General features: G+C 67.2%; 13 protein-coding genes and 1 tRNA gene. 9 read left to right on the forward strand and 5 right to left on the reverse strand.

Annotated features, from left to right (window positions below):
- Positions 1-214 precede the first annotated feature (214 nt).
- The 8 genes from LDO13_RS04710 (at position 215) to LDO13_RS04745 (ending at position 8,480) form a co-directional block, all read left to right on the forward strand.
- The gene (locus LDO13_RS04710) at positions 215-937 is read left to right on the forward strand and encodes a septum formation initiator family protein (protein WP_224048899.1); all 723 of its coding nucleotides are present in this window, start codon (positions 215-217) and stop codon (positions 935-937) included.
- A gap of 149 nt (positions 938-1,086) precedes the next feature.
- Positions 1,087-1,773, forward strand: coding sequence for a DUF501 domain-containing protein (locus tag LDO13_RS04715; protein WP_224049666.1), 687 nt, complete (start codon positions 1,087-1,089; stop codon positions 1,771-1,773).
- Positions 1,770-2,717, forward strand: coding sequence for a Ppx/GppA phosphatase family protein (locus tag LDO13_RS04720; RefSeq protein ID WP_224048900.1), 948 nt, complete (start codon positions 1,770-1,772; stop codon positions 2,715-2,717). The genes LDO13_RS04715 and LDO13_RS04720 overlap by 4 nt, the downstream gene beginning before the upstream one ends.
- A 162-nt stretch (positions 2,718-2,879) precedes the next feature.
- Entirely contained in the window at positions 2,880-4,268 is a 1,389-nt protein-coding gene (locus LDO13_RS04725; RefSeq protein WP_224048901.1) for a S8 family serine peptidase, read from the forward strand.
- Positions 4,269-4,306: 38 nt separating this feature from the next.
- Positions 4,307-5,782, forward strand: a complete 1,476-nt coding sequence (locus tag LDO13_RS04730) for an FAD-dependent oxidoreductase (RefSeq protein ID WP_224048902.1) — start codon at positions 4,307-4,309, stop codon at positions 5,780-5,782.
- Between the two features lie 111 nt (positions 5,783-5,893).
- On the forward strand, positions 5,894-6,841 hold the full coding sequence (locus LDO13_RS04735) for an ACT domain-containing protein (RefSeq protein WP_224048903.1): 948 nt from the start codon (positions 5,894-5,896) through the stop codon (positions 6,839-6,841).
- A gap of 32 nt (positions 6,842-6,873) precedes the next feature.
- Positions 6,874-6,947, forward strand: a tRNA-Leu gene (locus LDO13_RS04740).
- 174 nt (positions 6,948-7,121) lie between these two features.
- Positions 7,122-8,480: an ABC transporter substrate-binding protein gene (locus LDO13_RS04745; RefSeq protein WP_224048904.1), complete on the forward strand. Its 1,359-nt coding sequence runs from the start codon at positions 7,122-7,124 to the stop codon at positions 8,478-8,480.
- Between the two features lie 591 nt (positions 8,481-9,071).
- On the opposite strand, the gene LDO13_RS04750 is transcribed toward LDO13_RS04745, so the two are convergent.
- The 4 genes from LDO13_RS04750 to LDO13_RS04765 all read right to left on the reverse strand — a co-directional run bounded on the left by LDO13_RS04750 (position 9,072) and on the right by LDO13_RS04765 (position 13,203).
- Positions 9,072-9,845: an ABC transporter ATP-binding protein gene (locus LDO13_RS04750; protein ID WP_224048905.1), complete on the reverse strand. Its 774-nt coding sequence runs from the start codon at positions 9,843-9,845 to the stop codon at positions 9,072-9,074.
- The gene (locus tag LDO13_RS04755; RefSeq protein WP_224049667.1) at positions 9,842-10,870 is read right to left on the reverse strand and encodes an ABC transporter ATP-binding protein; all 1,029 of its coding nucleotides are present in this window, start codon (positions 10,868-10,870) and stop codon (positions 9,842-9,844) included. The genes LDO13_RS04750 and LDO13_RS04755 overlap by 4 nt, the downstream gene beginning before the upstream one ends.
- Before the next feature lie 71 nt (positions 10,871-10,941).
- Positions 10,942-11,910, reverse strand: coding sequence for a branched-chain amino acid ABC transporter permease (locus tag LDO13_RS04760; protein ID WP_224048906.1), 969 nt, complete (start codon positions 11,908-11,910; stop codon positions 10,942-10,944).
- A 9-nt stretch (positions 11,911-11,919) separates the two neighbouring features.
- The gene (locus LDO13_RS04765) at positions 11,920-13,203 is read right to left on the reverse strand and encodes a branched-chain amino acid ABC transporter permease (RefSeq protein WP_224048907.1); all 1,284 of its coding nucleotides are present in this window, start codon (positions 13,201-13,203) and stop codon (positions 11,920-11,922) included.
- 506 nt (positions 13,204-13,709) lie between these two features.
- On the opposite strand from LDO13_RS04765, the gene LDO13_RS04770 reads away from it, so the two are divergent.
- The gene (locus LDO13_RS04770; protein ID WP_224048908.1) at positions 13,710-14,648 is read left to right on the forward strand and encodes a Bax inhibitor-1/YccA family protein; all 939 of its coding nucleotides are present in this window, start codon (positions 13,710-13,712) and stop codon (positions 14,646-14,648) included.
- A 97-nt stretch (positions 14,649-14,745) separates the two neighbouring features.
- On the opposite strand, the gene LDO13_RS04775 is transcribed toward LDO13_RS04770, so the two are convergent.
- Positions 14,746-15,984, reverse strand: a complete 1,239-nt coding sequence (locus tag LDO13_RS04775; protein WP_224048909.1) for an acetyl-CoA C-acetyltransferase — start codon at positions 15,982-15,984, stop codon at positions 14,746-14,748.
- Positions 15,985-15,994: the final 10 nt, after the last annotated feature.

Genomic DNA, 15,994 nt, shown 5'->3' on the forward strand with positions numbered 1-15,994 from the left:
GGTTGAAAGACCATGGCCACCGGTTCCTTTTTGGCACGGCTATTGCTGACACGGACCTTTTCGGCACGTCCTTGTGGCGCGTGCCGGTGCCGCACAGCCGGAACCGTGCCGATGCCGGCCCGGGCCACGGCGACCAGCACTGAGCAGCACTGAGCAGCACTGAACCAGCAAGCCGCGAGCCGGCCCGGTGGGAACCGGGCATTACAGGAGTGACATGGCTACCCGCCGACCCAAGGTTCCCCGGGCCACGCCTGCGGCCCCGAAGTCACCGGACACCGGCGACGGCGGCGACGTCATCCAGGCTGATTTCGGCAGTTCCCGCGGTGCCCAGCAGGACCAAGCCGGCAAGGCCGCCCCGGACGCCCGGACGCCCGGCCAGCAAGCCGGCAACGCCAGTCCGGCGGCCGCCCAGTCCGCTGCAGCTCCGGCGGGCTCTGCGTCAGCAGCAGGCCAGAAAAAAGCAGCGCCGAACCGGGCCAAAAACGGCACGGCCCCAACGTCCGCCCCAACGTCCGGGGACAGCGCCGCACCGGCAGAAGAGCACCCGGTCCCCGCCAAGGCCTTCTCGGGCCGGATGCTGGCGCTGCTCGTCGTCATGATTGCCATCACCATCATGCTGGCGCCCACAGTCAAGATTTTCTTCGAAAAGCGTGCCGAAATCGCCGCGCTGCAGGCGGATATCGCCGCCAAACAGTCCCAGCAGGATGATCTCAGGCGCCAGGTCTCACGGTGGCAGGATCCGAACTACGTGAAGCAACAGGCCCGCGACCGCATTAACATGGTTATGCCCGGCGAAACGGGCTACTGGGTCTTCGGCAGCGATCTTCCTGCCGGATCGCCCGGTGGCGCGGCCGGTGCAGGATCAGCACAAGACCCGGCCAAGCTGCCTTGGGTGGACTCCCTCTGGGACTCCATCCGGCGCTCGGCAACAGACTAAGAAGCGGTGCCCGCCGCAGGATTGTCCGCCGGACAGACCAGACAGGGCAGGAAGGTGCCGCCCCCGTGGACGAGAACCGAGCGGACGAGACCCTCACGTCAGTGAACGGGAGCGCAGTAACTCCGGGCGCCCCGGATCCAGCCCGATCCCTGGCGGAATCCCGACGGCCCTCGCCCCGCGACCTCGATGTCCTGAGCCGGCAGCTGGGGCGCCCGGTGCGCGACGTCGTCGAAATCCCGGCCCGCTGCGTCTGCGGCAACCCCCTGGTGGCGGCCACCTCCCCGCGGCTAAGCAACGGCACACCCTTTCCCACGACGTTCTACCTCACGCACCCGGTCATTACCTCGGCTGTGTCGCGGCTGGAGGCAGCGGGGCTGATGAACGAAATGAACGACCGGCTCGGGGCAGACGGGGACCTGGCAGCGGACTACCGCGCCGCCCACGAGGCCTACCTGGCGTCCCGCGCCGAGATCGGCGCCCGATCCGGGATCGGGGCCGTGCCCGAAATCGACGGCATCTCCGCCGGCGGAATGCCCACGCGCGTCAAATGCCTGCACGTCCTGGTGGGCCATTCACTCGCCGCCGGACCGGGTGTGAATCCGCTCGGCGACGAGGCCATCGCGGCCATCAGCGAGTGGTGGACCCAGGACCGGTGCTATTGCGACGGCGCCTGGGACACCGGCGGCGAAGCCCCCTCGCAGGACCTCAGCAGGCACGGCCCGCAGGGTCTTCCGGAGATCGTGGGCCGCCCGGCCCCGGTGCGGAAGCCGCGCACCGAAGGCCATGGCGGCACCGCGGACGCCGGAACCGGCCCTGACGCCGGGGCCCGCCAGTGACGCGCGTGGCCGCCGTCGACTGCGGCACCAACTCGATCCGCCTGCTCATAGCCGATGTGGAACCGGACGGCGCTACGCCCCGGTTGGCCGACGTCGTGCGTGAAATGCGCGTCGTCCGGCTTGGCCAGGGCGTGGACGCCACCGGCGAACTCGCCCAGGAAGCCCTGGACCGGACCTTCGCGGCCGCCGCGGACTACGCCGGACAGATCCGCCAGCACGGGGCCACCGAAGTGCGCTTCGTCGCGACCTCCGCCACCCGGGACGCCCGCAACCGGCAGGTCTTCGTTGACGGCATCCGCGAACTCCTCGGCGTCGAACCCGAAGTCATCACCGGGGACGAGGAAGCCGGGCTTTCCTTCGCCGGCGCCAGCAGCGTCCTGCCCTCCCGGGGCGAGGATCCCGTCCTCGTGGTCGATCTCGGCGGCGGCAGCACAGAGTTCGTGCTGGGCAATGCCGACGGCGTCATTGCCGCCAGGAGCGTCGACATTGGCTGCGTCCGGATGACCGAGCGCCATCTGCGCAGCGACCCGCCCACGGCGGAGCAGATCGCCGCAGCGGAGGCAGACGTCGACGCCGCCCTCGACGAGGCGGCCCGGACCGTCCCGCTGGACCGCAGCGCCGCCGTCGTCGGGGTGGCCGGCTCCATCACCACCATTACGGCCCACGCGCTTCGGCTGCCGGAATATTCCGCCGCGGCCATCCACGGCACTGAACTTTCGCTGGACGATGTGCGCCGGGCCTGCTCCGAGCTGCTCGCGATGTCCCACGCCGAACGTGCCGCGCTGCCGTACATGCACCCCGGCCGGGTGGACGTGATCGGGGCAGGTGCTCTCGTCTGGCGGCGCGTCCTGGAACGGCTGGCCGACGTCACGGACCGCAGGGTCGTCACGGCGGTCACCAGCGAACACGATATTCTTGACGGAATTGCCCTGAGTATCAGCTAGGCCGCAGGGCAGCAGATGGGCGGCCGGGCTGCGTGTCCGGCGGACGGCCAGCAGGCACCCGTTCCCCTCACCCGCCCGGATCCCCCCGCGTTCCCAGCGCCACCGTCACCGCAGCGCCACTTTAATCGCAGCGCCACCAGCTGTCAGGCCGATAGGACCCGAATGACCAGAGCAACAGACCGGCGCCGCCGGACCGCCTCCGCGTTGATGGCCTTGGCCCTTGCGGGCGGCACGCTGACGGCCGCTTTGACCGCGGCACCCGCGGCGCACGCCGACGACTGGCGCGACAAGGAATACTGGCTTGCCGAGTCCGGCATCACCAAGGCCTGGGAAGTCTCCAAGGGCGCCAACGTCAAGGTCGCTGTGATCGACAGCGGCGTGGACGGCAAGCACCCTGACCTGGCCGGCGTGCTGGCCGGCGGTGTCGACGTCTCCGGCGCCGGAAGCGCTGACGGGCAGAAGAGCATCGGGGCAAAGCCCGAACACGGAACCCTCGTCGCCACCATGCTGGCAGGCCGCGGGCACCAGCCAGAGGGGTCGACCGCAAAGCCCAGCCCCAGTGCCGGCCCAACCGTCGGGCCGGACGGAATTGTCGGCGTCGCCCCCGAGGCGCAGCTGCTGTCCGTCTCCACCTGGCTCGGGTCACCGAACCCCGGCGGCAAAAGCGACCAGGACCAGATACCCCAGGCCGTCCGCTGGGCGGTCGACAACGGCGCCCGCGTCATCAACATCTCGCTCGGCAGCACCTCACCGGAATGGCCGCAGAGCTGGGACGCGGCGTTCCTGTACGCCGAGCAGAACGACGTTGTGATCGTCGCCGCCGCGGGCAACCGCGGGGGAGGCAACGTCCAGGTCGGGGCGCCGGCCACCATTCCCGGCGTGCTGACCGTCGCCGGGCTGGATCGCAAGGGAACCGCCAGTATCGATTCCTCATCCCAGGGCATCAGCATCGGCGTCGCGGCCCCGGCCGAAAACCTGATCGGTGGCATGCCCGGAGGCGGCTACGCGGAATGGGCCGGCACCTCGGGCGCCACCCCCATCGTCGCTGGCGTTGCCGCCCTGATCCGCTCCAAATGGCCCGAAATGACGGCCAGCCAGGTCATCAACAGAATCGTCAGCACCGCGAAGGACGCCGGCGCTCCGGGGAAGGACCCGTTGTACGGTTTCGGGATCCTCAACGCCGAGGCGGCGCTCAAGGCCGACGTCCCCGAAACCCGGATCAATCCGCTGGGGTCGATTTCGGACTGGATTCGGGTACACCGGCGGGGCAACCTTGCCACGGCACCGGCCGCCTCCGCCGCGGCCCCCTCCAGCGCGGCGCCCACCCTGCCGGAGGCCACCGTCCCGGTCGCGGAACCCCCGTCCGGGCTGGACAGCGCCGTTCCGGCCATGGTGGTGCTCGGCTTCGGCGGACTGTTCCTGTGCATCGTGGGAGCCGCCGTCTTCCAGCTCCGCCGGGCGGTACGGACGGACGCCAAGGGAGGCCCCGATGGTCCCGAAAACCCGGAGACCGGAGTGACGGATTCCGTGGATTCCACCGGGAAACCGTAGTTAGTGAAGTTTTTCACAAAGTGCGGTATTCTTGGGTAATGGCATCCTCCCCTCAGCTCCAGGACCGTCCCAGGGTACTCGTCGTCGGCGGCGGGTACGTCGGCCTGTACGTAGCCCTCAAACTGCAGAAGAAGATCGCGAATGCCGGTGGCATCGTCACCCTCGTTGATCCCCTGCCCTACATGACTTACCAGCCCTTCCTCCCCGAAGTTGCCGGCGGCAACATCGAGGCACGCCACGCCGTCGTCTCGCACCGCAAGCACCTCAAGCAGACCGAGCTCATCCAGGGCCGCGTCACGTCGATCGACCACGCCAACCGCACCGCCGTGGTTGCCCCGGCCGACGGCGGCGCGACCTTCGAGGTTCCCTACTTCGACGTCGTGGTGGCCGCAGGCGCGATCACCCGCACGTTCCCGATCAAGGGACTCGCGGAGAAGGGCATCGGCCTGAAGACCATCGAGGAAGCCGTTGCCCTGCGCAATGGTGTGCTTGAGCGGATCGAAGCCGGCTCGCTGATGACCGACCCGGTGGAGCGTGCACGCGCACTGACCTTCGTCGTGGTCGGCGGCGGCTTCGCCGGCATCGAATGCATCACCGAGATGGAAGACCTGGCCCGCGCCGCGGTCAAGAACAACCCGCGCATCAAGCAGGAGGAAGTCCGCTTCGTCCTGGTTGAGGCCATGGGACGCATCATGCCCGAGGTCACGGCCAGCCAGGCCGAATGGGTCGTGGAGCACCTCCGCAGCCGCGGCATCGAGGTCCTGCTCAACACCTCCCTGGACAACGCCGAGGGCTCCCTGAAGCTCATCAACCTCCCGGACAAGACGCCGGCGCAGGAATTCGAGTCGGACACCCTGGTCTGGACTGCCGGTGTGCAGGCCAACCCGATGATCCGCTCCACCGACTTCCCGCTGGAGCCCCGCGGCCGCGTCCGCGTCCTCCCGGACCTGCGCATTGCAGGCGACGAAGGCATCATCGACAACGCCTGGGCAGCCGGCGACATTGCGGCCGTGCCGGACCTCACGGGCAGCGGTCTGCCGGACGGCACCTGCGTCCCGAACGCCCAGCACGCGCTGCGCCAGGCCAAGCGCCTCGCCAAGAACCTGTGGGCCTCCCGCTGGGACAAGCAGCTCAAGGACTACAAGCACAAGAACCTGGGCGCTGTCGCCGGCTTCGGCGAATGGAAGGGTGTGGCCAACCTCAACATCGTCGGCCGCATCGGCCTCAAGGGCCCCCTCGCCTGGCTGGCACACCGCGGCTACCACGGCCTGGCCATGCCGACTGTGGAGCGCAAGCTCCGCGTGATCTTCGGCTGGATCCTGGCGTTCTTCGTGGGCCGCGACACCACCCAGCTGATCGACCTGGACAACCCGCGCGGCGCTTTTGTGGCCGCGGCGACGCCGGCCCCCAAGCCGGCTGAGGCTCCGGCTCCGGCTGCGCCTTCCGCTGAGAAGCCGGCGGCGGACGCCGGCAAGCCTGCCAACAAGGAAGCGGTTTCGGCCGACTCCAAGTAGCCTGCAGCAGCCTTCGACGGCGGCCGTTCCCTTGCGGGGGAGCGGCCGCCGTCGCCGTTAAGCCGTCATCGGCCGCCTGGGACCCGGCCTCGCCGAGCCTAGACTTGCTCCATGACCGCTGAAAAGGACCTCCACACCCTGCTGGCAACCATGCACCCGGAACTCCGCGAGGGTGAGTTCGTCTACGTCCTCTGGCCGCACGGCAGGCCGCTGGCCGGTGCTGTTGCTGCCGCCGTAAGGGAGGCGGAAGGCCTGACGGTCGTGCTGCCGCGGGCCGAAGCCGACAGCCTCGGACTGCCCTACGACTTCGTCGGAGCCTGGATCACCCTCCAGGTGCACTCCTCGCTCGAAGCCATCGGCCTGACGGCAGCCGTCAGCGCCGCGCTGACCGAGGCCAAGATCAGCTGCAACGTCCTGGCCGGCTTCCACCACGACCACATCCTCGTCCCGGTGGCCGACGCCGACCGGGCTCTCGAGGTGCTGCACGAACTGGTCGCAGCCAGCGGCGAACAAAAGCCGGCGCCCGAACTGGTGCTGCGCGGCGAGGAGCCCGCGGACCGGCCCGCCATCCTCGCGCTCACAGCAGCGGCCTTTGCCGTCTCCCCGGTGACCGGGCTGCCGGTCGAGGGGGAACCCGAAGAGGTGGAACTCCTGCGTGCGCTTTTCGACTGTGAGGAATACCTGCCGGACTTCAGCATCGTGGCCGTGCAGGGCGGCGAGGTCGTCGGGCATGTGATCAGCACCCGTGGCTGGGCTGGGGAACTGCCGCTCCTGGGCCTGGGCCCGATCGGCGTCGTGCCTCGCCTGCAGCGCCATGGCATCGGCAGTGCCCTCATGAAGGAAACGATTGCCCGGGCCAACACCGCGGGGGAGCGCGGCATAGCGCTGCTGGGCGACCCGGAGTACTACTCGCGCTTCGGCTTCGTGACGTCGACCTCCCTCGGCGTGGAGGCCCCCGATCCGGCCTGGGGTGCGCACTTCCAGCTGCTGCCGCTGGCCGTCTGGCCCGGCGGCGTGAGCGGAACATTCCGCTATGCCGGGCCGTTCGGCATCGCCTAGCCGGCGGCCCGACGGGATACCATTGACCGGGCGCCCCAGTAGCCCAATTGGCAGAGGCAGCGGACTTAAAATCCGCGTGTTGTGGGTTCGAGTCCCACCTGGGGCACACTTTCCGGGCCTCGGCCCGGCCGCCAGATTTCCTCTATGCAACGAGTGTTATAAGGATGTGACCCTAGTCACTTTGGTTCCGCCCGGAATTGCACTAGCTTGAAGTTAAATCAGGAACACCTGATCTTTCGCATCAAAGGCCGTTCGCACCTTTAGATCGAGGAGATTGTAAATGACTTCACTCCCCCAGGTGGCGCCGCGCATCGCTAAGCTCACCGCGCTTAGCATCGGCGTCGCCCTTCTGGCTACGGCCTGTGGTGGCACGTCCACCCCGTCGTCGACCGGAACCGGAACCTCTACCGCCAACGCCGCGGGCATCGCCTGCCCGGCACCCAGCGCAGGTGCTGGAGCCGGCACGACGGCCGCGACGAACACCGAACCCGTTCCCGCCTCAGCCACCACCACCGACACCGCCCTGAAGATCGGCTCGCTCCTGCCGACCACCGGGTCGCTGGCCTTCCTCGGCCCGCCCGAAATCGCGGGTGTCAACCTGGGCATCAAAGAAATCAACGATGCCGGCGGCGTGCTGGGCAAGCCTGTAGAGGTCATCCACCGCGACTCCGGTGACACCAAGACCGATATCGCCACGCAGTCCACCACGGCCCTGCTGGGCCAGGGCGTGGGTGCCATCGTCGGTGCCGCATCCTCCGGCGTTTCCAAGACCGTGATCAACCAGATCACCGGCGCGGGCGTCATCCAGTTCTCACCGGCCAACACCTCGCCGGACTTCACCGCCTGGGACGACAAGGGCCTCTACTGGCGCACCGCCCCCTCGGACGTGCTTCAGGGCAAGGTCCTCGGCAACTACATGGCCACCTGTGGCGCCCAGACCGTTGGCATGATCGTACTGAACGACGCTTACGGAACCGGCCTTGCAAAGAACGTGAAGTCGGCATTTGAGGCAGCAGGCGGCAAGGTCGTTGCAGAGGAACTCTTCAACGAGGGCGATTCCCAGTTCAGCAGCCAGGTTGACAAGGTCATCGCCGCGAAGCCGGATGCCATCGCCCTGATCACCTTCGACCAGGCCAAGAGCATCGTTCCGCTGATGACGGGCAAGGGTATCAAGCCCACCCAGCTCTTCCTCGTTGACGGCAACATGTCCGACTACAGCAAGGACTTCCAGGCAGGCACCCTGAAGGGCGCCCAGGGCACCATCCCGGGCACCTTCGCCAAGGATGACTTCAAGAAGAAGCTCCTCGCCATCGATCCCGCACTGAAGGACTACAGCTACGCAGGCGAGTCCTACGACGCCGTGAACCTGATCGCACTGGCCTCCGAGGCCGCCAAGAGCACCAAGGGCACGGATATCGCCAAGCAGCTCAAGGCCGTCTCCGAATCCGGCGAAAAGTGCAGCGATTTCCCGTCCTGCGTCACCCTGCTCCGCAATGGCAAGGACATCGACTACGACGGCCAGTCCGGCCCCGTAACGTTCTCCGACGCCGGTGACCCGACGGAAGCCTACATCGGCATCTACGAGTTCCAGGATGACAACACCTACAAGGCATCCAAGGAAGAGTTCGGCAAGCTCTAAGCCCGCCCTTCCCTAGCCACAGAAGACCCCCGTCCACCGGACGGGGGTCTTCTGCGTGCGGGGCAGGTGTGAAGCGGGGGGAGGTGCTGCGCCACGCAGGGCAGGCTTTTGGCCGCTGCCGGGTCGCCCGACGCCGGTAAACCGGCCCATCGCGCCGGGCACAGGTCCAATACTCCGCGCCCCGTGACGCCACCGCCGGGCCGCCGACGGCAGCAGGAGCTCCAGGGCCGACCGGACGCGTACCTTGGACCACCAAACGGAGGGCGGCGGGGTCGGGCGCGCGACGGAATCGGACGAGGGCTGCGCGGATCCGAGGGGCGCTGGTCCGGAACCGGTGCGGAAACGATCGAAGGGCGCAGCCGCCTGGCAGGTGGCTGCGGGGCTGGCGCTTGGTGGGCCTCCTGAGGGCTGCAGAAACGGATAAGTGCGACGGAATCGGACGAGGGCAGCGCGGATCCGAGGGGCGCTGGTCCGGAACCGGTGCGGAAACGTATCGTGAGGGTGCCAGGACGGAACCATGCCCGCCGGGCACGCAGAAGGGCCGCCACCGGCTGGTGACGGCCCCTCTGCTTGTGCGGTGTTGCCGGGTGACTAGTCGACGGTGTCGGCGAGGGTGCCCAGGTACAGCTGGATGACCTTCGGGTCCTTCATGAGCTCCCTGCCCGTGCCTGTGTACGCGTCCTTGCCCTGGTCCAGGACATAGCCGCGGTCACAGATCTGCAGGCAGCGCCGCGCATTCTGCTCTACCATGATGACCGAGACCCCTGCGCGGTTGATCTCGTGAACCCGGAGGAACGTCTCATCCTGCTTGACGGGGGAGAGACCCGCGGAGGGCTCGTCGAGCAACAGCACGGCCGGGTCCATCATGAGGGCGCGTCCCATAGCAACCATCTGGCGTTCGCCGCCCGAGAGCGAGCCCGCGCGCTGGGCACGCCGCTTGCCGAGCTCCGGAAACAGGCCCGTGACGAAGTCGAAGCGCTCCGCAAAGTCCTTGGGCCGCTGGAACATGCCCATCTGGAGGTTCTCCTCGATGGTCAGCGCCGCGAACACGTTGTTGTTCTGCGGCACGAAACCGATGCCCCGGCTGACCAGCTTGTTGGCCTTGAGCCCGGTGATGTCCTGGCCGCGGACCACAACGGAACCCGAGTGGACCTTGACCAGACCGAACATCGCCTTCAGCAGCGTCGACTTACCGGCGCCGTTAGGGCCGATGATGCCGATCAGCTCACCCTTGCGGGCCTCGATGCTGCAGCCGTTGAGGATGTTGACGCCCGGGATGTAGCCGGCCACCAGGTCGGTGACCTTGACGACCGAATCCTCGTCCTGGACGGGCTTTGCGGCGGCTGCCGCGCTGGTGGCGCTCATTCTGTGTCCTTCTCTGTGCGGGTCGGCTCCTCGGCGCTGCGCCGGCCACGCGCCGGACCGCTGGTGTCCGGCGTCGCGGGCGAATCCGTTTCACTGGCGACGACATCGAGCGAGATGATGCCGGCGTTTTCGGTGCCGACGATCGATTCCTCGTCAGCAACCAGTTCGGCGGCGAGCTCCTTGATCCCTTCCGAGTCGCCGAGATCCACGTCGTGGTGGGCGCCCAGGTAGGCGTCGATCACGGCCGGGTTCTTCATGACTTCGCCGGGCGGGCCTTCGGCCACAATCTTGCCCTCGGCCATAACGACGACCCAGTCCGCGATGTGCCGGACCATGTGCATGTCGTGCTCGACGAACAGCACGGTCATGCCCTCGGCCTTGAGGTTCTTGATGTGATCCAGCAAGGACTGCGTCAGGGCCGGGTTCACACCAGCCATCGGCTCGTCGAGCATAACGAGCTTGGGCCGGACCATAAGGGAGCGTGCCATTTCCAGGAGCTTGCGCTGGCCGCCGGAGAGGGACGCCGCATAGTCGTCCTTCTTGGCGTCCAGCTTGAACTTCTCCAGCAGGACGTTGGCTTCTTCGGTGATCTTTTTTTCCTGACCGCCCCAGATGCCCTTGAACAGGGCCTTGGAGAGCCGTTCGCCGGACTGGTGGGAGGCGCCGAGCCGCATGTTCTCCATAACGGTGAGCTTGCCCATGACCTTGGTCAGCTGGAACGTGCGGACCATGCCCATCCGGGCCACCTTGTAGGAGGAGACCCCGGCCAGGCTGTTGCCCTCGAACTGCCACTTGCCCGAGTTCGGAGTGTCGAAGCCGGTCAGCAGGTTGAACAGGGTGGTCTTGCCCGCGCCGTTCGGTCCGATCAGTGCGGTGATCTTGTGCCGCGGGATTTCGAGGTACTCGACGTCGACGGCGTTGATGCCGCCGAAGCTGCGGGTGACGTTCTCCGCCACCACGATCGGATCGCGCTTCTTGCAGCCGGGGGCGGCCTCGCCCGCGGCGATCGGGCGCGTGTCCGTCATGTAGTCGATATTTTCTGAATTTTCCGACGTTCCCGGGTTTTCCGGCTGTCGGGGTTCTTGGCTCTGCGTGCTCATGCGAACGCCAGCTCCTTCTTATTGCCGAGGACACCCTGCGGCCTGAAAATCATCAGCAGCATCAGCGCGACACCCACCAGGATGTAGCGCAGCTGGCCCGCCTGGACGGTGTTCAGCCAGGTGATGGCGCCGGATTCGATCAGGCCGTACAGGATGCCTTGAGTGAGGGACAGCACCACCCAGAAGATCATGGCGCCGACGACCGGCCCCAGCACCGTGCCGAGGCCGCCGAGCAGCAGGCAGGTGTAGAGGAAGAACGTCAGCTCGGTGCCGTAGTTGGCCGGCTGGACTGCGCCGCGGGGGAGCGTGAAGATCATGCCGGCGAGGGCGCCGAGGACGCCACCGATGATCAGCGCCTGCATCTTGTAGGCGTACACGTTCTTGCCGAGCGAGCGGACGGCGTTTTCGTCCTCGCGGATGCCCTTGAGGACGCGTCCCCAGGGGCTGCGCATCAGCAGCCACACCAGGGTGCAAAACAGGGCCACAACGGCCCAGGCGACTACCCGGATGAAGAAGTCACGGTTGTTCATGCCCATGTAGGAACCCGGAGGGAACGGGTTCATGGCGTAGAAGTCACCTTCGAACGCGGCGAGGCCGTTGGCCGAACCGGTGATGGCGGTCAGCTGGTTGGTGGTAACGATGTAGCGGACGATTTCCGCCGCCGCGATCGTGACGATGGCGAGGTAATCGGCCCGCAGCCGGAGGGTTGGAATACCCAGCAGCAGGGCGAAAATGGCCGAGCAGACAACCGCGATCAGCAGGCCGACGAAGAACGGAACACCGAACGTCAGGGTGGAGATGGCGAAGCCGTAGGCCCCCACCGCCATGAAGCCGGCCTGGCCGAAGTTCAGCAGGCCCGAGTAGCCGAAGTGAACCGCAAGGCCGAGGGTGGCAAGGGCGTATGCCGCCGTCGTCGGGCTGAACAGTTCGCCGGCAGCGCTGGAAAATATGAATCCGAAGTCCATGGCTGTCTCCTAACCCACGCGCTCGCGCCGGCCCAAGATGCCTTGGGGCCGGATCAGAAGGACAATAATCATGATGAACAGTGCTCCCACGTATTTGAGGTCGGCGGCGAGGCCGAACACGGTGGTCAGCTCCACGAAGATACCGACGATGATGGATCCGATCAGGGCACCCCACACCGTGCCGAGGCCGCCCAGGGTGACGCCCGCGAAGATGAGCAGCAGGATCTGCGAACCCATGTCGAACGTGACACCGGGCCGGTAGTACGCCCACAGGATGCCGCCGAGGGAGGCGAGCATGCCGCCGGTGACCCAGACAATCCGGATGACGGAGTCGACGTCGATGCCCGAGGCCGCCGCCAGTGCCGGGTTGTCGGCCACCGCGCGGGTGGCCTTACCGAGCCGCGTCTTGAGCAGGATGATGCCGAGGAGGGCAATGACCACGGCGCTGATCACGAGGGACCAAAGGTTGTTGGGGGAGATCGAGATCAGGCCGAGCTGGATCTCCGCGCTCTGGGCGAACGGCAGCTGCTGGGTGGCGCCGCCGAAGAAGAACTGGATCACGTACCGGACCGCCAGGGCAAGGCCGATGCTGACGATCATCATCGGGACCAGGCCGGTGCCGCGGCGCCGCAGCGGCTTCCACAGGCCAGCGTCCTGGACGTAGCCGAATAGACCGCCGCCGAGCAGGGCCAGCAGGATGGCCAGCCAGAACGGGAGGTTCATGGCGTTGAACGCGAAGACGAGGACGGCGCCGAGGGTGACCATTTCACCGTGGGCGAAGTTGGTCAACCCGGTGGTTCCGAAGATCAGCGAGAGCCCCACGGAGGCGAGGGCCAGGAGAAGTCCGAAGCTCAGGCCGGCCACGAGGCGGTTGATCAGGTTCTGGCCGAAGTCCTGCTGCTGCACCACGATGCCTTCACCGAAGGCGAAGATCACGGAGAGGTTGGAGGTCTGGCTGAAGGTGACTTTGCGGGGGTTTTCCTGGCCGTCGGCGAGCTTGATGCCTTCCGGGAGGGTGGATTCATCCAGTTCGACTTCGTAGGTTCCCTGGGTGGGCACGCCGATGGACCAGGAGCCGTTGGCACTCGACTTGGCCGTTCCGGTGAAGTCGCCGCTCTTGGCGGTAATGGTGACGTCAGCGATGGGCGCGCGGTCGTCGCCGCGCAGGAAGCCGCTGATGCTGTTCGTGAACGTGGTTGCCGACGGGGATGGTGTCGGAGAGGGGGTCGTGGCCTGGGATGCGGGCGCGACGATCAGCAGTAGCGCGGCCACGGCGGCAAAAACAGCCCCCACAGCTTTCAGCAGTCTGCCGCGCCGTCTCTGCGACAGGCCTCTCGGTGTGCTTCTCAAAATGAAAACCTCCACATGGGGGTGGTGTGGGTTGCGCCATTGCAACCGCTGCGAACAGTCAGGGTGACGGAGTGGTGCGTGGTGCGATGCGGTGGAGCGGAAGGGCTTGTGATATCCGTCACCCTATTTGGCCCATGTTACAGCCCGTTCGGGGCAAAGAATGCCGTCGCGAGCAGGCAGAACGTCGCGATCGGGTAACAACCGTGAAGCCCGGGGGGCAGGGTGGTTTACCCGCCCTAAAGTAAACTTTTGTTGTTCAGGAGTATGCCTTAACAGTCGATCCCCGCCGTGCGGGTAAGGGGTGCGGGAAAGCGGCCCGCAGGTCACGGTTGGGTTGCGGCAGGGGCGTCCCGGGAACTAACACTGCACGCCGGCTGTTGGAATTGGTAGCGTGTTGTCACCGCGCACCACCGGATCATCACTTACCCCCTATTTGGAGGACACCCGCAATGGCACTTGGCGGAAACCCAGTCTTCAACGGAAAGAACTTCCGTGGAGCAACCCAGGCACCGCCTGCCCCGCAGGCTTTCGGACAGGGCCCCTACGGCCAGAACACTTACGGCCAGGGCCAGTTCGGCCAGAACACCTACGGCCAGGCCCAGTACGGCCAGACCCAGACCGGTTGGAACCCGGCCCAGCAGGGCATGACCCAGGACCAGCTCCAGGACATGTACAACCAGCCTGCCGCCGGCCCCGCCGATACGGGCCGCATGACCTATGACGATGTCATCATGAAGACAGCGGCCTGCCTCGGCGCAGTCGTTGCCGGCGCCGCCGTCACGCTCTTGGTGGCCGAAGGCCTGGCCTACATGCTGATGATTGTCGGCGCGCTGGGCGGTTTCGTCCTGGCGCTCGTCAACACCTTCAAGAAGCAGCCCTCCCCGGCGCTGATCCTGGCCTACGCGGCGCTCGAGGGCCTTTTCCTCGGCGGGCTGACGCGGATCCTCGACGGCATGTTCCCGGGCGTCGGGCTGCAGGCCGTGATCGGGACGCTCTCCGTGTTCGCCGTGACGCTGGTGCTGTTCCGCAGCGGCAAGGTCCGGGCCACGCCGAAGGCCATGCGCTTCTTTATGATCGCCATGATCGGCTACGCCGTGTTCGCGCTCATCAACATGGTGATGATGTGGACCGGCGCCGTCGATTCCCCGTTCGGACTGCGCACCGAGGTGGAAATCTTCGGGATCCCGCTGGGTGTCTTCATCGGCCTGCTGGCGATCGGCCTCGCCGCGTTCTCCCTGATCATGGACTTCACCAGCATCGAAGCCGGCGTCCGCAACGGCGCCCCGCAGCGCTTCTCGTGGACCGCGGCCTTTGGCCTCACGGTGACGCTGGTGTGGCTGTACGTCGAAATCATCCGCCTGCTGGCCATCCTCCGCGGCGACGAGTAACCACAGCCTGTAGCTGAAGCCTGACCCAGAGGAGCCCCGCCGCGAGGCGGGGCTCCCCTTGCGTCTGCCCGGCCTATGCACCGGCTGCGAGGCGGGCTCAGCGCAGCCGCTCCAGCACCACGGCCATGCCCTGGCCGCCGCCGACGCACAAAGTCGCCAGCCCAAGGGTCGCATCGCGTTCGCGGAGGCCGTTGAGGAGAGTGGTGGTCATCCGGGCGCCGGTCATGCCGAACGGGTGCCCCAGCGCGATGGCGCCGCCGTGGACGTTGAGCTTGTCATGGTCGATCCCGAGTTCCCTGGCGCTGGCGACCACCTGCACCGCGAAGGCCTCGTTGAGTTCCACAAGATCGATGTCCTTGATCCCCAGCCCCGCAAGCTCCAGTGCCCGGCGGCTCGACTCCACCGGGCCCATGCCCATGAGTTCGGGGGAGAGGGCGCTGACGCCGGTGGAGACAATCCGGGCGAGCGGTTCCAGCCCCAGTTCACGGGCCCGGTCATCGCTCATCACGACGACGGCGGCCGCCCCGTCGTTCAGCGGGCAGGCGTTGCCGGCGGTAACGGTGCCCCCGGCGCGGAAGACAGGCTGCAGGGCGCTGACCGCCTCCAGCGTGACGCCGGCCCGCGGGGAGTCGTCCCGGCTGACCACCGTGCCGTCCTTGCGCGTGTAGGGCGTGATCTCGCGGGCAAAGAATCCGGACGCGGCAGCCGCTTCGGCTCGGTTCTGGCTCAGCACCGCCCAGGCGTCCTGGTCCGCCCGGCTGATGCCGAAGCTGGTGGCGACGTTTTCCGCGGTCTGGCCCATCGCTATGTAGATGTCCGGCATGCGGCCGCCCAGCCGCGGATCCGTCCACGGAGTATTGGACCCGGCCCTGGCGGTAGTTCGCTGGCGGGCGGCGTCAAAGAGCGGATTGTGTGTGCTGGCGTCCGTCTCTCCCGCGCCGGCCCAGTCCCGGTAGCGGGACACGGCCTCCACCCCGGCCGCGACGAACGCGTGCCCTTCGCCGGCTTTGATGGCGTGGAAGGCCATCCGGAGGGTCTGCAGGCTCGAGGCGCAGAAACGGTTGATCGTGGCGCCCGGGACATCGTCCAGCCCGGCGAGGATGGTGACCACGCGGGCCATGTTGGAACCGGCTTCGCCGCTGGGCTCGGCGCAGCCCAGGTAGAGGTCGTCCAGGCCCCGTCCGGCGCCGTCGGCCGCGTCGAAGGACGGAATCCGGGCGAGGGCGGCGGCCACCATGGCGGCAGCCAGATCGTCGGGCCGTTCATCCTTCAGCGAGCCTTTGAAGGCCCGCCCGATCGGGCTTCTGGCAGTGGAAACAATGACCGCTTCTGACATGCGCCCAGCC

This window comes from Arthrobacter sp. NicSoilB4 (genome assembly GCF_019977335.1).
In the GTDB taxonomy this organism is placed as follows: Bacteria; Actinomycetota; Actinomycetes; order Actinomycetales; family Micrococcaceae; genus Arthrobacter.

Bases quoted from the DNA above. Each gene is read 5' to 3' on its own strand.
- LDO13_RS04755 (WP_224049667.1), bottom strand. From the start codon at position 10,870: ATGACGGACACGCGCCCGATCGCCGCGGGCGAGGCCGCCCCCGGCTGC.
- LDO13_RS04710 (WP_224048899.1), top strand. From the start codon at position 215: ATGGCTACCCGCCGACCCAAGGTTCCCCGGGCCACGCCTGCGGCCCCG.
- LDO13_RS04770 (WP_224048908.1), top strand. From the start codon at position 13,710: ATGGCACTTGGCGGAAACCCAGTCTTCAACGGAAAGAACTTCCGTGGA.
- LDO13_RS04760 (WP_224048906.1), bottom strand. From the start codon at position 11,910: ATGGACTTCGGATTCATATTTTCCAGCGCTGCCGGCGAACTGTTCAGC.
- LDO13_RS04730 (WP_224048902.1), top strand. From the start codon at position 4,307: ATGGCATCCTCCCCTCAGCTCCAGGACCGTCCCAGGGTACTCGTCGTC.
- LDO13_RS04735 (WP_224048903.1), top strand. From the start codon at position 5,894: ATGACCGCTGAAAAGGACCTCCACACCCTGCTGGCAACCATGCACCCG.
- LDO13_RS04750 (WP_224048905.1), bottom strand. From the start codon at position 9,845: ATGAGCGCCACCAGCGCGGCAGCCGCCGCAAAGCCCGTCCAGGACGAG.
- LDO13_RS04725 (WP_224048901.1), top strand. From the start codon at position 2,880: ATGACCAGAGCAACAGACCGGCGCCGCCGGACCGCCTCCGCGTTGATG.
- LDO13_RS04745 (WP_224048904.1), top strand. From the start codon at position 7,122: ATGACTTCACTCCCCCAGGTGGCGCCGCGCATCGCTAAGCTCACCGCG.
- LDO13_RS04775 (WP_224048909.1), bottom strand. From the start codon at position 15,984: ATGTCAGAAGCGGTCATTGTTTCCACTGCCAGAAGCCCGATCGGGCGG.